Origin of the sequence: Oscillibacter sp. 1-3, from assembly GCF_000403435.2 — a bacterium.
Lineage (GTDB): Bacteria > Bacillota > Clostridia > Oscillospirales > Oscillospiraceae > Oscillibacter.
Map to the genome: position 1 here is coordinate 209,164 of NZ_KE159709.1, position 16,423 is coordinate 225,586.

The 16,423-nt window shown below is 62.2% G+C and carries 12 protein-coding genes; 4 read left to right on the forward strand and 8 right to left on the reverse strand.

Annotated features, from left to right (window positions below):
- Nucleotides 1–84: 84 nt before the first annotated feature.
- A complete protein-coding gene (locus C816_RS13610; protein WP_016322977.1) occupies nt 85–1,251 on the reverse strand; it encodes a phosphoglycerate dehydrogenase in 1,167 nt (388 codons plus the stop codon).
- A gap of 499 nt (nt 1,252–1,750) precedes the next feature.
- Between C816_RS13610 and typA the strand changes: the two genes are divergently transcribed.
- Nucleotides 1,751–3,571, forward strand: a complete 1,821-nt coding sequence (gene typA / locus C816_RS13615; RefSeq protein ID WP_016322978.1) for a translational GTPase TypA — start codon at nt 1,751–1,753, stop codon at nt 3,569–3,571.
- A gap of 820 nt (nt 3,572–4,391) precedes the next feature.
- Entirely contained in the window at nt 4,392–5,753 is a 1,362-nt protein-coding gene (locus C816_RS13620; protein ID WP_016322979.1) for a sodium-dependent transporter, read from the forward strand.
- Between the two features lie 52 nt (nt 5,754–5,805).
- Here C816_RS13620 and C816_RS13625 read toward each other — a convergent pair whose 3' ends face one another.
- The 5 genes from C816_RS13625 to C816_RS13640 all read right to left on the reverse strand — a co-directional run bounded on the left by C816_RS13625 (nt 5,806) and on the right by C816_RS13640 (nt 10,969).
- Nucleotides 5,806–7,146, reverse strand: coding sequence for an MATE family efflux transporter (locus C816_RS13625; protein WP_016322980.1), 1,341 nt, complete (start codon nt 7,144–7,146; stop codon nt 5,806–5,808).
- A gap of 22 nt (nt 7,147–7,168) precedes the next feature.
- Complete coding sequence (locus C816_RS13630) at nt 7,169–8,017, reverse strand: AraC family transcriptional regulator (RefSeq protein ID WP_016322981.1); 849 nt, start codon at nt 8,015–8,017, stop codon at nt 7,169–7,171.
- Nucleotides 8,018–8,202: 185 nt separating this feature from the next.
- Complete coding sequence (locus tag C816_RS13635; RefSeq protein ID WP_016322982.1) at nt 8,203–9,174, reverse strand: D-2-hydroxyacid dehydrogenase; 972 nt, start codon at nt 9,172–9,174, stop codon at nt 8,203–8,205.
- A gap of 20 nt (nt 9,175–9,194) precedes the next feature.
- On the reverse strand, nt 9,195–9,359 hold the full coding sequence (locus C816_RS23760; RefSeq protein ID WP_016322983.1) for a hypothetical protein: 165 nt from the start codon (nt 9,357–9,359) through the stop codon (nt 9,195–9,197).
- Between the two features lie 17 nt (nt 9,360–9,376).
- Nucleotides 9,377–10,969: an NAD(P)/FAD-dependent oxidoreductase gene (locus C816_RS13640; protein ID WP_016322984.1), complete on the reverse strand. Its 1,593-nt coding sequence runs from the start codon at nt 10,967–10,969 to the stop codon at nt 9,377–9,379.
- 258 nt (nt 10,970–11,227) lie between these two features.
- Between C816_RS13640 and C816_RS13645 the strand changes: the two genes are divergently transcribed.
- Nucleotides 11,228–12,622, forward strand: a complete 1,395-nt coding sequence (locus C816_RS13645; protein ID WP_016322985.1) for a S1C family serine protease — start codon at nt 11,228–11,230, stop codon at nt 12,620–12,622.
- A gap of 171 nt (nt 12,623–12,793) precedes the next feature.
- Here the strand turns inward: C816_RS13645 and C816_RS13650 are convergent, their stop codons facing one another.
- Both C816_RS13650 and C816_RS13655 read right to left on the reverse strand, forming a co-directional pair.
- Entirely contained in the window at nt 12,794–14,365 is a 1,572-nt protein-coding gene (locus tag C816_RS13650) for a hypothetical protein (RefSeq protein WP_016322986.1), read from the reverse strand.
- Entirely contained in the window at nt 14,362–14,922 is a 561-nt protein-coding gene (locus C816_RS13655; protein WP_016322987.1) for an RNA polymerase sigma factor, read from the reverse strand. Before C816_RS13655 ends, C816_RS13650 begins: the two co-directional genes overlap by 4 nt.
- 172 nt (nt 14,923–15,094) lie before the next feature.
- On the opposite strand from C816_RS13655, the gene C816_RS13660 reads away from it, so the two are divergent.
- Nucleotides 15,095–16,423, forward strand: a complete 1,329-nt coding sequence (locus C816_RS13660) for a TrkH family potassium uptake protein (protein ID WP_016322988.1) — start codon at nt 15,095–15,097, stop codon at nt 16,421–16,423.

Consider the following 16,423-nt stretch of genomic DNA (forward strand, 5'->3'; position numbering starts at 1 on the left):
TGTAAAGAGTTTCTTTCGCTTTTTTCCAAAATTTCAAAATATAACCCCTGGGGAGGCCGCTGGAGAACGGCCTCCCCAGGGCCCTCACTCGATTACCCGCACCCGGATTACATTGGCCAGGCACTTTACATCCTCAATGACCGCCTGCTCCACCCGAGCTCCCAGGTCTACCAGGGTGTAGGCGTAATCTCCGCGGGACTTGTTGCTCATGTTCTCCACATTCACGCCGTCCTGGCTCAAGAGCGCCGTGATATTCGCCAGCATGGCCGGTACGTTCCGGTGGATGATGCACATCCGCATGATCCCGCTGCGTTCCAGCGAAACGCTGGGCAGATTCACAGAGTTGCGGATGTTGCCGTTTTCCAGGTAGTCCGTCAGTTCATCCACCGCCATGACGGCGCAGTTCTGCTCGCTCTCCGGAGTGGAGGCCCCGAGGTGGGGCATGGCCACCACATGGGGAGCCTGCACCAGGCGGTTGGTGGGGAAGTCGGTGATATAGGCCGCCACCCATCCGGTGTCCAGGGCCGCCAGCATGGCGTCGTCGTCCACGATCTCTCCCCGGGCCAGGTTGATGAACCGGACGCCGCGTTTCATGGCGGCAATGGCCTTGGCGTCAATGATGTGCCTGGTTTTGTCCGTGAAATGAATGTGGATGGTGACGTAGTCCGCCCGCTTGTACAGCTCGTTGATGTCCTTGACCACATGGATGTGCCGGTCCAGCCGCAGGGCGGCGTCTACGGAGAGGTAGGGGTCGTAGCCGTAGACGTCCATGCCCAGGGACAGGGCGATGTTGGCTACCAGCGCGCCGATGGCCCCCAGCCCGATGACGCCCAGCGTCTTTTTGTACAGCTCCGGCCCGGCGTAGGCGGATTTGCCCTTTTCCACCACCGTGGTCACATCTACGCCGGCTTCCACCTGGCTCCGGACCCAGCGGATGGCCCCATCCACATCCCGGGAGCCCATGAGCATGGCGCACAGCACTAGTTCCTTGACGGCGTTGGCATTGGCGCCGGGGGTGGAGAACACGGCGATTCCCGCCTCGGAACAGCGGTCAATGGGAATATTGTTCACCCCCACTCCGGCCCGGGCGATGGCCAGCAGGCTCTCCGGCAGGGGATAGTCCAACAGCTTCGCGGAGCGGACCAGAATGCCGTCCTCATTGGTCTCGCTGTCAGAGACGGCATAGCGTTCCGGATTAAAACGGTTCAGGCCAACGGGGGAGATCTTGTTGAATGTCTTGATGCGGTACATGGCAATTGCCTCCTGGGCGGCCCCAGCGGGCCGCGTTACTTGCCCGGGAACGTGCGGCGCTGGCGCCGCTTCCCCGGCAGCACCTTTATTATAGGCACTTGAAAGGGGAGGGGTCAATGTGCGGAGGGACGAAAAAAAGGGCCGGAGGGGCGAAATTCTTGGTAAAAAAGGTATGACCTCGAAAAAGCGGCATTTTGACGGATAAAAAAGGCTGAAAACTTGAAAAGATGTGGATTTTTCCATTGAAATGCTGGGAAAATAAGGCTATAATTAAAAAACGTATGTAAAATGGGAAGTCCCGAGCCCGGATACGCCGAGGTCCGGCCCTGCCGGAAAACTGTCCCCGCCTGATGGCGGGACTCCTCTTTTCTCTGGTGTTCCGCCTCTCCCTGCAAAATCTCCGGTTTTGCGGGGTTTCGTAATCCAAAAGACGGCGCTTCGCGCCGCCCCGTCAAAGATGGGGCCTCGTAATCTTGCCGTAGGACAAAGGAGATCATTTATGAAAAACGAAAAATTGAGAAACGTTGCCATTATCGCCCACGTCGACCACGGCAAGACCACCCTGGTGGACGAGATGCTCAAGCAGGGCGGCGTGTACCGGGAGAACCAGGAGGTGATGGACCGGGTCATGGACTCCGGCGATCTGGAGCGGGAGCGCGGAATCACCATCCTGGCCAAAAACACCGCCATCCAGTACAAGGACACCAAGATCAACATCGTGGATACCCCGGGACACGCCGACTTCGGCGGCGAGGTGGAGCGCATTTTGAAGATGGTCAACGGCGTTATTCTGCTGGTGGACGCCGCCGAAGGCCCCATGCCCCAGACCCGCTTCGTTCTCTCCAAGGCCCTGGAGCTGGGCCATCGGGTGATTGTGGTGGTGAACAAGATCGACCGGCCGGACCAGCGGATTCACGAAGTCATCGACGAGGTGCTGGAGCTTTTGATGGACCTGGACGCCACCTCGGAGCAGCTGGACAGCCCCATGCTGTTCTGTTCCGGCCGCAACGGCACCGCCTCCTACTCTCCCGACGCCGTGGGCGCAGACCTGACGCCCCTCTTCGAGACCATTCTGGAGTATATCCCCGCGCCGGAGGCCAACGTGGACGAGCCCTTCCAGATGCTGGTCAGCTCCATTGACTACAACGAGTTCGTGGGCCGCATTGCCATCGGCCGAATTGAGCGGGGCAGCCTGAAGCAGAACCAGGAGATCGCCGTGTGCAACTACCACGACCCCGAGGCCGTGCTCCGCAAGGCCAAGGCCACCGCCATCTACGAATTCGACGGCCTGGCCCGGAAGGCCGTCGCTGAGTCCTCCGCCGGAAACATCATCGCCATGAGCGGCATCGGCGACATCACCATCGGCGACACCATCTGCGCCCCCGCCGCCGTGGAGGCCCTGCCCTTTGTGAAAATCTCCGCCCCCACGCTGGAGATGACCTTCTCCGTCAACGACTCCCCCTTTGCCGGGAGGGAGGGCAAGTTCGTCACCTCCCGCCAGATCCGGGAGCGGCTGTACCGGGAGACCTTGAAGGACGTGTCCCTGCGGGTCACAGATACGGACCGGGAGACCGCCTTCAATGTGGCGGGCCGGGGAGAGATGTCACTCTCCATCCTCATCGAGACCATGCGCCGGGAGGGGTACGAATTCCAGGTCTCCCCGGCCCGGGTGCTGTACAAGGAGATTGACGGGAAGACCTGCGAGCCCATCGAGCGGCTGGTGGTGGACGTGCCCGGCGACTGCGTGGGCTCCGTCATCGAGAAGCTGGGCCAGCGGAAGGCGGACATGGTGGAGATGACCCCCGTGGGCGAGCGGATGAAGATCGAGTTTCTGATCCCGGCCCGGGGCCTCTTCGGCTACCGCAGCGACTTTCTCACCGACACCAAGGGCGAGGGCATCATGGCCTCTGTATTTGACAGCTACGCCCCCTACAAGGGCGACATCTCCCGCCGGGGCAACGGCTCCATCATCTCCTTTGAGACCGGCGAGTCCATCACCTACGGGCTGTTCAACGCCCAGGAGCGGGGCACGCTGTTCATCGGCGCGGGCGTGCCGGTATACGGCGGCATGGTAATCGGCGTGAGCCCCCGGAGCGAGGACATGACGGTGAACGTGTGCAAGAAGAAGCAGCTGACGAACACCCGGGCCAGCGGCTCCGACGAGGCGCTGCGTCTGGTGCCCCCGAAGCAGATGAGCCTGGAGCAGTGCCTGGAGTTCCTGGCGGACGACGAGCTTTTGGAGGTGACCCCCAAGAGCCTGCGGATGCGCAAATCCATCCTCGACCACGAAAAACGCATGAAGGCACTGCACAGGAAGTAAGGGGGGAGCAGGCTCCCCCCTTAGCCCCCGCCAGTGACGTCGGTCACTGGTGTGCACACCCTGGGGGTGCGCGGGTCGAGGTATTTTCGGCAGGCACATGTCCTGCCGAAAATGATTGAAATTTCTTGATTTGCCTCCGGCAAATCAACCGGGGAAACCGCAGGTTTCCCCGGGCCCCCTTCCTGCGGGAAGCCAATGTGACACAAATGAACACCCGAGAGGAAACACGATTGTAAAGATCGTGCTTTTTCTTTTATCCAATATCCAAATGGAGGTCCTTAGGCCTGCTGAATTGCACCCCATTTGTCAGACAGTGCAATAGTAAATCAACACAATCGATTGTTGACGATTAAGATGTTTCATGTTATAATATACATAATGTGAATTTCTCCGGAAGTCTTTGTGCTTGCCCCACCCACAATATCCCAATTCTGCTTCCAGTTTTGTCCCTGTGGGAACAGCGTTGAGATCAAGTGCTGAGTAAAAAGAAGAGTCCAGAGTAGTTCATTGCGAATTACTCCGGGTTCTTTTTTGTTGCCCTTTTGGCAACGGGCGAGGGGTAATTCGGATGATTTTTACATGAAAATTGAGAGTCGGTGCCTGCCTCGTCACTGGAAAAGCCCTGTAGGGAGGGCGTTGGGAGTGAGTTTGGAAGGGTGCGCCGTGGCCAATCTTGAGCGAAAAAGTGCCCAAACGAAAAGCCGGCGGGACAGCTTTTGCAGATCGTTCTCCCAGGGGACGAGGTATCTTTCGCAACGGAAGAGCCCGCGGCATTGCCGCAGGCTCTTTTTCAGCATGGAGAAAAGAGAGGAATTGATTTATGAAACGGGAGCATTTCCAATCCAGGCTCGGATTTTTGCTGGTGAGCGCAGGGTGCGCCGTGGGCATCGGAAACGTGTGGAAATTTCCATACGTCACCGGTGAGAACGGCGGCGGCGTGTTTGTGCTGTTTTACCTGCTGTTCCTGGTAATCATGGGCGTGCCGGTGCTGACCATGGAGCTGGCGGTGGGCCGGGCCAGCCGCAAGAGCGCCGTGCTGAGCTACAAGGCCCTGGAGCCGGCGGGCAGCAAGTGGCATATCCACGGCTGGTTCTGCGTGGCGGGCTGCTGCCTTTTGATGATGTTCTATACCACCGTCTCCGGCTGGATGCTGGGATATTTCTTCAAGTTTGCCGCCGGGGCCTTCACAGGTCTGGAGGGCGAGGCGGTGGACAATATGTTCTTTGTGGGGATGCTGGGGAACCCGGCGGAGATGACTGTCTGGATGGTGGTCACCGTGCTGGCTGGTTTCCTGATTTGCAGCTTTGGCCTGCAAAAGGGCCTGGAGCGCATTACCAAGGTAATGATGGTGGGTCTTTTGGCCCTGATTGCCGTGCTGGCTGTCCACAGCCTGACTTTACCCGGCGGCATGGAGGGCGTGAAGTTCTACCTTCTTCCGGATTTCCGGCAGGCCGCCGAGATGGGTATGGGCAATGTGATTACCGCCGCCATGAATCAGGCCTTTTTCACCCTGAGCCTGGGCATCGCCGCCATGGAGGTCTTCGGCAGCTATATGAGCCGGGACCACACCCTCACCAGCGAGGCAATTCGCATCTGCTCGCTGGATACCTTTGTAGCGCTGATGGCGGGCCTCATCATCTTCCCGGCCTGCACAGCCTTCGGTGTCCGGCCGGACAGCGGCCCCTCCCTGATTTTCATCACCCTGCCCAAGGTATTTTTGAACATGGCTGGCGGACGGCTGTGGGGAGCGCTGTTCTTCCTGTTCATGACCTTTGCCAGTTTCTCCACAGTCATCGCCGTATTTGAGAATCTCCAGGCCAACTGCATTGATAACTTCGGCTGGAGCCGGAGGAAGGCCACCTTGATTAACTGCGTGCTGATTCTCGTCGCCAGCTTCCCCTGCGTCCTGGGCTTCAACGTCTGGAGCGATCTCCAGATTATCGGAGGCCGAGGCGTGCTGGACAGCGAGGACTTTCTGGTGTCCAACCTGCTGCTGCCCCTGGGGTCCCTGGTGTACCTGCTGTTCTGCGTCAGCAGGTGGGGATGGGGCTACGACAAGTATCTGGAGGAGGCCAACGCCGGCCAGGGTGTGAAAATGCCCCATTGGCTGAAGCCTTACTTTCTGTATGTACTGCCGGTTTTGATTCTGGTGATTCTGATCCAGGGACTGATTCCCTCATAAGCGGTCACGGAGAAACCCCCGCTCTGCCGTCGGCAGGGCGGGGGTTGTTCGTCTATTCCCGCAGGCCCATGGTCTCCCATTTGTGGCCCAGAAAGCGGGGAAGAAAGAAGGCGATGCGAAGAATCCAGTCCACAAACATGGCCATCCAGATACCCAGCACACCAAAGCCCAGGTGCCGGCCCAGCAGGATGCCGAAGCCCACACGCATGGTCCACATGGACACGGTGGAGACCACCATGGTGAACCGGGTGTCCCCGGCGGCCCGGAGGGCCTGGGGCAGGGTGAAAGACAGGGGCCAGATCAAAACGCCCATGACGCCGTGCATCCACACGATCTGCCGGGCATAGCCCGCCGCCTCGTCGGACACGTTGTACAGCCGCAGAAGCAGCGGCAAAGAGACAAGCGTGACGGCGATGAACACCGCCATGAAGAGATAGGTGTACTTCATCAGCTTGCTGGTGTAGGACCGGGCCTTTTCATAGCTGCCTGCCCCGATGCAGCGGGAGACCACCGTCACAATGGCAAGGCCCAGGGCGTTGCCCGCCACGCACTGGAAGGAGGCCAGATTGTTGCCGATGGCGTTGGCCGCCACAGAGGCGGTGCCCAGCACAGACACGGTGGACAGCAGCAGGATCTTGCCCAGCTGGAACATGCTGCTCTCCAGCCCGTTGGGCACGCCGAAGCGCAGGATGTTCCGCACCACGTAGCGGTCATGGCGGAGGGTGAAGTGCTCCACCCGCATGGGCAGGCCCGGGCGGCGCAGCAAGATTACCATGACGGCCGCCGCCGCCAGCCGGGACACCACAGTGGGAATGGCCACGCCCTCCACACCCATGTGAAAGCCGAAGATCAAAAGGGCGTTGCCCGCCACGTTGACGGCGTTCATCCCCAGGGAGACCCACATGGAGATTCGGGAGTTGCCCATGACCCGGAAGAGGGCCGCCCCGGCGCTGTAAATGGCCAGGAAGGGGGTGGAGGATTCCACAATGAGGTAGTAGGTGTTGGCATAGGCGGCCACGTCCGGCTCCACCTGGCCGAAGACCGTGCCCAGCACGAAGCCCCTTCCCAGGTAGAACAGCAGCGTAATCAGCAGGGAGACCTCCCCCATGAACAGCAGCAGCTGGGCGCTGGAGTGGCCGGCCTTCTCCGGCTCCCGGCGGCCCAGGTACTGCCCCGCGATGGCGGCGCCGCCGGTGGCCAGAGCCGCGAAGGCGTTGACCAGCAGCACGTTTACCGTGTCCACCAGAGACACGGCGGAGATGGCCGCCTCTCCCACCTGGGAGACCATCACGGAGTCAAAGAGACCCACGGTGATGGCCAGCAGCTGCTCGATGACCAGCGGCACAATGAGCCGCCGCAGGTCCTGTCCGGAAAATTCGATTTCAGTTTGCATGGTTTCCCTCTTTTCACACCCCTCAGCGGAACTCCCGGGGACTCATGTGGAAGGTGTTCTGAAAGGCCCGCAGGAAGGTGGAGTACTCCGAAAAGCCCGCCTGCTCCGCCGCCTTCATCACCGGCACGCCGGAGCGGATCAGCTCCCCGGCCCGCAGCAGCCGCTTCTGGCTGATGTACTGGTGGACCGTGTAGCCGGAGACGGCCTTGAAGCGGTGCATCAGGTAGTAGCGGCTGAGATAGAACCGCTTGGAGAGGCTCTCCACGGTGAGCTCCTCCTCCAGGTGGGCGGCGATGTACTTGAGGATCTCCTCGATCTTGGGGTCCACCCGGTAGCTGTCCCGCTCCTCCTGGGCGGTGCGGCTGCGGAGAATGTCCCGGTTCACGCCGATCAGCAGCTGCTGGCAGAGGGTGTCCGCCAGACGGCCGGCGGCGAATTCCTGGGACCGCAGGGCCTCCTCCAACCGCTGAATGTCCTTCATGTACTCCAGCCGCCGCTCCGGATTGGTGCGCAGCAGGTGAAAGCCCCGCTCCCGGGTGGTGTGGAAGCAGGCGTCCAGGGCCTCCTCCGGGTCGCTCCGGTCTGCCAGCCACTCCCGGCCCAGCCAGACTACCACCCGCTCATAGGGCTCCGAGGGGTCGATGACGGGCCGGTGGATCATGTTGTGCTGTACCAGCAGCACATCCCAGGGGCGGAGAAAATAGGTGACGCCTTCCACCACATAGGTGACCTTGCCGCCCAACAGCAAAATCAGCTTGTCAAACTCGTGGTAATGGTAATCCAGCTTTGGCGCGCGGCTGTCCTTCAGGTGGAACAGGCGGAAGCCCTCGTTGAGATAGCCCCGCTTTCCAACCTCGCTCCGATCCAGCATGGGTTCACCTCCGGAATTTTCTAGGTTGAAGCGTTATGACTATACCGCACTTTTTGCGGTTTTACAACCGGGATTCCGCACAAAACCATGCAAATATTCTGCTTCTCTTTGGGCAAAAGGCCATTGTCCGCCCGGGAAAAACCGCCGGAAGCGGTCGGCTTCCGGCGGCTGTATGCGGCGTTGACTCAGTATCCTCTCGTTCGGTCCACCAGGTTTTTCAGCGGTTCGCCCCGGCCATAGCGCAGCAGGTCGGCGCAGAACATCTCCACGTTGACATCGCAGGTGTAACCCAGGGTCATGTTGCCGGACACGTGGGGCGTCAGGATGAGGTTCTTGGCCTCCCACAGGGGATGGTCCGGGGGAAGGGGCTCCGGGTCCATCACGTCCAGGGCCGCGCCGGCCAGGCGGCCGCCGTTCAGCGCCTCGATCAGGGGCTCCTGCTCAACGGCGGTACCCCGGCCCACGTTGACGACATAGGCGCTCCGGGGAAGAAGGGCGATGCGCTCCCGGTTCAGAATGTGGATGGTCTCCGCCGTGCCGGGCAGGGACATGACGAGGATTTTTACATCGGGCAGAATCTCGTCCAGCCGGGAGATGGGGTACACCGCGTCAAAACCGGGGACCATGCGGCCGGAGCGGCTGAGACCGGTGATCTTGGCGGCGCCCATGCCCCGCAGACGCTCCGCCACGTTGACGCCGATGTTCCCGGTGCCCAGAAGGGTGAACTCGTTATCCCGGATGGAGCGGATGGGCAGCTGGTTGGACCACCCCCGCTCCCGGACAATGGCCTCGTACTCCGGCATTCGCCGCAGCAGCATCAGCGTCACCATCACCACGTGTTCGGCGATGGTGACGCCGTAGCCGTTGGAGTTGGTGAGCATGCAGTTGGGATTGGCGAAGACGGAGGGGTCCTTGCAGTAGGGGTCCACCCCGGCGTAGGAGCAGCAGTACCATTTCAGGGAGGCGGGCGCCGCCCGCAGCAGGTCCAGGGAGTGGGCGTAGAGCACCTCACAGCCCTGGAGGCACTCCCGGGCTTCGTCAAACTGGTCCAGGGTGAAGAAGCGGGGCACAAGGCCCGCCTGACTGGCGGCGGATTCAATTTTGGCCCGGTGGGCCTCGGTGAGAAATTCCTGATAGATGCAGATGTTACGGCTCATAACGGTGGTACCTCCTTATTTCAGTCGGGTTTGTTTTTCTGCCGGTTGGACCACAGGAGAAAGGTTCCCATGACGGCGACGGCAAAAATGGCCCCCGCGTCTGGCCAGTTCCAGGAGTGAAAAAAGCTGTCCGCCGCGAAGCCCGCGGCAACGGTGACGACAAATGCGGTTACGGCGAGTTTCATGAAATAAAACCTTCTTTCTATGGAGTGAGGGATTGGCAGATCTGTTCGGCACAGCGCATCCCGTCGGCGGCGGCGGAGAGGATGCCTCCGGCGTAGCCGGCCCCCTCGCCGCAGGGGTACAGCCCCGGCAGGGAGGACTGGTATGTCCCGTCCCGCGGAATGCGGACCGGGGAGGAGGAGCGGCTCTCCACGGCGGTGAGCACCGCATCCGGGGCGTCATAGCCCCGGAGCTTCCGCCCCAGAACGGGCAGGGCCTCCGCAATGGCGTCCGACACGAAAGGGGGCAGGCATCGGCGCAGGTCGGTCCACGTCACGCCGGGGCGGTAGCTGGGGGTTACCCGCCCGGGGCCCGCGGAGGGCCGCCCCGCCAGAAAGTCCTCCACCCGCTGGGCGGGGGCCAGGTACCCGCCGCCGCCAAGGGCGTAGGCGTCCCGCTCCAGCCGCCGCTGGAACGCGATGCCCGCCAGGGGAGAGTCCCCGCCGAAGTCCTCCGGCGTCACGTTTACCAGCAGCGCGCCGTTGATGTTCTCCCGGCTCCGGGCAAACTCGCTCATGCCGTTGGTGACCACCTGGTGTTCCTCGGAGGCGGCGGCCACCACCTCCCCGCCGGGGCAGACGCAGAAGGAAAAGGCGGATCGCCCGCCGCTGAGGTGGCAGGAGAGCTTGTAGGTGGAGGCGGGGAGGCCTGGGTGTCCGGCGAACTGCTTATACTGGGCGGCGTCGCAGTCCGACTGCCGATGCTCAATCCGCAGGCCCACGGCGAAAGGCTTGGCCTCCAGGGCAATGCCCCGGGCGTGGAGCATGGCGAAGGTGTCCCGGGCGGAGTGGCCGGGGCACAGGGCCAGGTGGGTGCAGGGGAGAGAATAGGCTCCTCCCGGCTCCTCTGCGGCAATGCCGGCCAGGCGGCCCCGCCGGATGTCCAGATCTGTCAGGCGGGTCTCAAAGCGGATGTCTGCCCCCAGGCGGAGGAGCTCTTCGCGCAGCCTTTTCAGAACGATATGGAGGTAGTCCGTGCCCACGTGGGGCTTGGCGTCGATCAAAATGTCCTCCGGCGCGCCGCAGGACACCAGCTGCTCCAGAATGAAGCGGTGGCGGAGATCTTTGGTGCCGGTGTTCAGTTTCCCGTCGGAGAAGGCCCCCGCGCCCCCCTCGCCGAACTGGACGTTGGAGGTGAGATCCAGCATACCGGAGGTCCAGAACCGCTCCACGTCCGCCTGCCGGGCGTCCACGCTGCGGCCCCGCTCCAGCAGGATGGGCCGCAGGCCCGCCCGGGCCAGCACCAGGGCGCAGAAGAGGCCCGCCGGTCCCGCCCCCGCCACCACCGGGGGGACCTCCGGCGCGGAGCGGGGGGCGGGGAGAGCATAGGCGGGTCTGGGGGCGGAAAGGCTTATCCGCTTATTGCGGCAGCGCCGCAGGAGGCTGGCCTCATCGTTGACGGAGACCTCTACGGCATAGACCATGGAGACGCCCTCCCGGGCGTCCACGCTGCGGCGGAGGATTCGGAGGGAGAGGACGTCTGTCTTTCGTATCCGCAGCAGCCGGGCAGCCTCTGCGGTGAGGCCGTCCATGGAGCTGCCGGGCGGGAGTTTGATGTTTTCGATTTTCAGCAAATGCTTCACGCCCTTTTCTGAGACATTTACAGATCTATTGTAACACAGATTTTTCCGCCGGAAAACTGTGGGTTCAAAAAATATATACAAACTTTTAAGGCGAATTTAAGTTACGAAACCTATACTGTGGTCAAAGCTCAGGGGAGCGGAAGAGATTTCAAAGAAAATGCAAAGAAACTTCAAACTTTCGACACATTCCCGGTATATGATCGGTTCTAAAGAAAAGCGGACCGGGATACATAATAGGAGGTAAGCATTATGTATAACGACGAACACAATCTGTACCATTACACCTACCGCAGAGATGGCAGCGAGGTTACGCCGCCGCCCGCGGACGACTACCAGCCCGCCCAGCGGCCTGTGCAGGAGATGAAGCCCGTGAAGAAGAACAGAATTGGATTGAAGGTTACTGCCCTGGCACTGAGCTGCGCGCTTCTGGGCGGCGGTGTAGGCGGTGGGGTCGTGTGGGCCGCCGTCGGCCGTAGCGCCGGCGCTCCCCAGAGCGGGGCTGTCATGGGGAGCGGCACGGTCCTCTCCGGAGAGGGCACTTCCATTCCCGCCACAGTGAACCTCAACAAGGTGGACGGACAGACGCTCCTCACCGATGCGGAGGTTTACGCCGCCAATGTGGACAGTGTGGTGGCCATCAACACCACCGGTACCGCTACCACCAGCAACGGCTTCTGGCAGACCCAGCAGCCCACCTCGGGCGCGGGCTCCGGCTTTGTCCTGACCCCCGACGGCTTTATCGCCACCAACTACCATGTGATCGACGGGGCGGAGACCGTCAAGGTGACCTTCTACAACGGGGATGCCTATGATGCGGAGATCATCGGCGGCGACGAGGATTACGACATTGCCGTCATCAAGGTGGAGGCGGAGAACCTCCAGCCCGTCACCATGGGGGACAGCACCCTGCTGAACGTGGGCGACCGGGTTCTGGCTATCGGCAACCCCCTGGGGGAGCTGACCTTCTCCCAGACCGGCGGCATGGTCTCCTCCGTGAACCGGGCCATTAACGTGGAGGGCGTGCCCTTCAACATGATCCAGACTGACGCCTCCATCAACCCCGGCAACTCCGGCGGGCCCATGTTCAACCAGTACGGACAGGTGGTGGGCATCGTCTCCGCCAAGTACACCAATACCTCTTCCGGCGCCAGCGCCGAGGGCCTGGGCTTCGCCATCCCCATCAACGACGTGGCGGCCATGATTCAGGACATCATGACCAACGGCTTTGTGACCAATAAGGCGTACCTGGGCGTCCAGGCCATGTCTATGACCCAGCAGATTGCCAGCCAGTTCCGCTACGACATCACCGAGGGCCTGTTCATCAGCGCCGTGGACAAGGACGGCGCGGCGGACCGGGCGGGCATCCAGATGGGCGACGTGATTACCAAGGTGGACGACCACGAGATTAAGACCATGGCAGATCTGACCATTGCGAAAAAGCAGTACCGGGCGGGGGACACCTCCACAGTGACGATTTACCGCCAGGGGGAGACGATCACCACAGAGCTCACCTGGGACGCGATGCCAGAGGACCAGCAGATTCAGCAGGCGGAGCCCCAGCAGCCTCAGAACGGCAATAACAGCAGCGGATATACAAACCCCTATGACCTCTTTGACTACTTCTTTGGCAATCGGGGCTGGTAAACCCTGATCTCCCTTCCGCGTGTCCGGCGGCGGCTTCGCGGCAGCAGCTGCGGCAAGGCAAAAAAGCCGCCTATGCGGCGGGTGCGGAGGAAGGTTATATATAGAGACGGATCAACAAACAAAGGTCAACGGACAAAGCGCACCGTGCGAGAGCACGGTGCGCTTTTGGCGTTATTCCCTTACCCGGACCTCCAGATAGTAGTGCTCCTCTGTGCTCAGCTCCACCGAGGTGACGCCGTTCTCCAGGTCAAAGCCCAGGTTCTGCCGGACAATCTCGATGCCCTCCGTGTTCTCCAGTGCGGCGGTCTGCCGGGTGAAGTCCAGGGAGGACCCCAGCCGGGTCACCAGATCATAGCCCTGGAGGCCCGCGTTCTCCGAGCCGGAACAGTGGAAATCATAGCTGGGCTCCTTCCACAGTGTACAGTCCACGGTCACGCTGCCCCCGGCGGGGACAGTGACGGAAAATTGCAGGTACAGCACCCGCTGGTGGATTAGAACTTCATAGAGAATGTCGTCCAGCCGTCCGTCGGCGTAGCGGTCTCGGGGCGTGTTGGACAGGGCCCCGTACTGGACCAGCAGCTCCGCCGCGGCTCCCCGGTACATCTCGAAGGAGAGGGTATCAAAGGGATTGGGGTGGTCCGGAATCCAGCCCCGGGTGTAGAAGGCCGCATACTCCTGGGACAGGTAGTCCAGCGCCTCATCCAGAGTGGTCTCCTTCCGGGCGACGGTGCAGGAGACGCCGCCGATCTCCTCGCCCGCGTCACAGCCGCCGTTCTCATAGCCCTGGAGGACATAGTTCCCGATGTCCGCTCCCAGCACAAGTAGCGCCTTGGTCTCTGGCTCTCGGGTGACGCCGTCAGGGACAAAGTAGTCATACTGCCGCCAGCCGCTCTCCTCGTCCCAGCTCATGCCGTTGAAGCCGTAGCTGAGGATTTCCGTGGCCTCCGGGTCGATGGTAAAGGTGATGGCCTGGGTGGCAGCGGGGTACTGCTCGTGGGGCGCCTCGAAATCTGAGAAATAGTAGACAGTCACAGGAATGTCCAGCTCCGGATACTCCGCCAGGGTCTGGGAGAGGTAGCCGCCGCCCTCCAGCAGGGCCTGATACTGCTCCCAGCTGGTCAGGTGTGCCAGATTCAGCGTGTCGTGGTCCGGGTCCTCTGCGCCGTAGGCGCTGGCAAAGCCTCCGGCGTAGGGACCGGCGTACAGCTCCGTCTTGATTTCCCCGCCGTCTGCCGACACCGCGGGTCGAATCTGTGCAAGGTCGTAAAAGCTCCCGGCAAAGGGATAGAGGGCCGTGACGGTGACGTCCTCCTCCGACGGGTTGGCGAGGACATAGCGGTCCGTCACCTGTGCCCCCCACTGGCGGGGCTCTCCGTCGGCGTACGCCCCGGGGGCGAAGTCCCAGGTGAGGGTCCGCTCCGCCGTGAGACCGAAATCGGCTTCCAGCGCGGTCAGGGGGAACACCGGTCCGGCATAGGACATGAAGACCGTTCCCTCGCTGTGGCCGCTGCCGCCGCTGCCGGCCGTGGGGTCCGCGCCGTCCGCGCCGCCGCTGGCGTTTATCTGACCGCCGGCGCGGTACCACAGCCCCAGGCCGCAGATCAAAACCAGACACGCGGCAAGGCCCAGCATCCGCCGCGGGATTCTCCGCCGCTTGGAAGCGGCGGGGGAGGCGGAGACCGCCTCCTCAACAAGCTCGTCGTCCACCAGCCCTAAAATCCGAAACAGCCGTTCGCTTTTCATAGAATCACACCCTCCTGCTCCAAATAGGCCCGCAGGGCCTTCCGGGTGCGGAAGAGAGAGGATTTCACCTTACCCACGCCGCACCTCCGCTCCGCCGCGATGTCCGCCAGCTCCTGGCCGTACCAGTACCGCCGGAGAAAGATCACGCGGCTCTCCGCCGGGAGACGGCGCAGAAAGGCGCTGATGAGCGCCGCGATCTCCTGATCCTCCAGCTGCTTTTCCACCCCGTGGAGAGCGGGGACGCAGTCGTCCAGTTCCCCCAGCAGCACCTCCGCTGCGCCGCCACCCCGCTTCTGGGTTTGGCCCGCCTTCCAGCGGTCCAGGGACAGGTTTCGGGCGATTCTGCCCAGCCAGGCCCGGAGGGCCGCGGGCCGGGCCGGGGGAATGGCGTTCCAGGCCCGCAGATAGGTGTCGTTGACGCACTCCTCCGCGTCGCCCCGGCTGTGGAGGATGTTCCACACCAGGGAGTGGAGGAAGGACCCGTATTTTCCGGCGGTCTCCTCAATGGCCCGCTGGTCCCGGCTCCAGTACAGGTCGATGATGGCGCTGTCCTCCATATCTGTGCCTCCTTTCAAAAGGTCTTTGACAATGTAGACGGGAAAATGGAAGATTGGTTTCGCGCGCAGCGAAATTTTTAGGGAAAAGGATTTCTAAGGCAGTATATCACAGAGTTGACGAAATTGCGAAAAGGTGTATAATTAAGACATATTTTTCAGGGAGGTGTCCGCCATGCCCCGCCGCCGCATCCAATTGAATGCCGTTCAGACCCTGGCCCTGGGCTTCGCGGCGCTGATCGTGGCGGGCGGCGTGCTGCTGGCCCTGCCGGTGTCCTCCCGGGACGGGCATGCCCTGCCGTTTCTGGACGCCCTTTTTACCGCGGCGTCCGCCTCCTGCGTCACGGGGCTGGTGCTCTACGATACCTGTACCCAGTTCACCCTCTTCGGACAGGCGGTGATTCTGCTGCTGATCCAGGTGGGGGGCATGGGCTTTATGACCGTCTCCATCCTGGTGGCCGTCCTGCTCCACCGCCGCATCGGCCTGCGTCAGCGGTCGATTTTGATGGACAGCGTGGGGGCCCTCCAGATGGGGGGCATCGTGCGGCTGACCCGCCGGGCCATCCGGGTGACATTGACCTGCGAGGGCGCGGGTGCGGCGCTGCTGGCGCTGTGGTTCTGCCCCCGGTATGGGGTGGGGCGGGGCCTCTGGATGTCGCTGTTTCACGCGGTCTCTTCCTTCTGCAACGCCGGGTTCGACCTGCTGGGCACCGGGGCCTCCCTGACCAGCATCGCCGGAGAGCCGCTGCCCAATATCGTCCTCATGGCACTGGTGATCTGCGGCGGCCTGGGCTTTTTGGTGTGGGACGATCTGCTGACCCATGGCCGGCACATTCGCCGCTGGCGGCTGCACTCCAAAATTGTGGTGTTTGCCACCACGCTGTTGTTCGTGGGCGGAGCGGCTGCCTTCTATTTCCTGGAAAGAGACCACGCCTTTGCCGGGGCCGGCCCCGGGCGGCGGGCGCTGATGGCGGCGTTCCAGTCCGTTACCTGCCGGACGGCGGGGTTCAACACGGCGCCCCTGACGGCCCTGAGCCAGAGCGGCACATTGCTGACCATGATTTTGATGTTCATCGGCGCGGGCTCCGGCTCCACCGGCGGCGGGGCCAAGGTAAACACCGTCTCCGTGCTGCTTTTGAGCGCCCTTGCCCAGGTGCGGCGGAAGGAGGATGTGAACGTGTTCCGCCGCCGCCTGGACACGGCCACCATTCAAAAGGCGTACTCGTCGGTGAGCATCTTCTTTCTGGCGTGTCTGGCGGGGACCATGGTCATGTGCCTCCAGGGCATCTCCCTGGACAGCGCGCTGTTTGAGGCCATCTCCGCCGTGGGCACCGTGGGGCTGACCCGTGGCGTGACGCCGTACCTGCCGGAGCTTTCCAAGCTGACGGTGCTGCTGATGATGTTCGCCGGCCGGGTGGGCAGTATGTCCGTGGCCATGGCCGTGACCCGGGATCGTCCCCAGCCCAAGCTGCGGAATATCCCGGAAAAGATTTTGATCGGATAG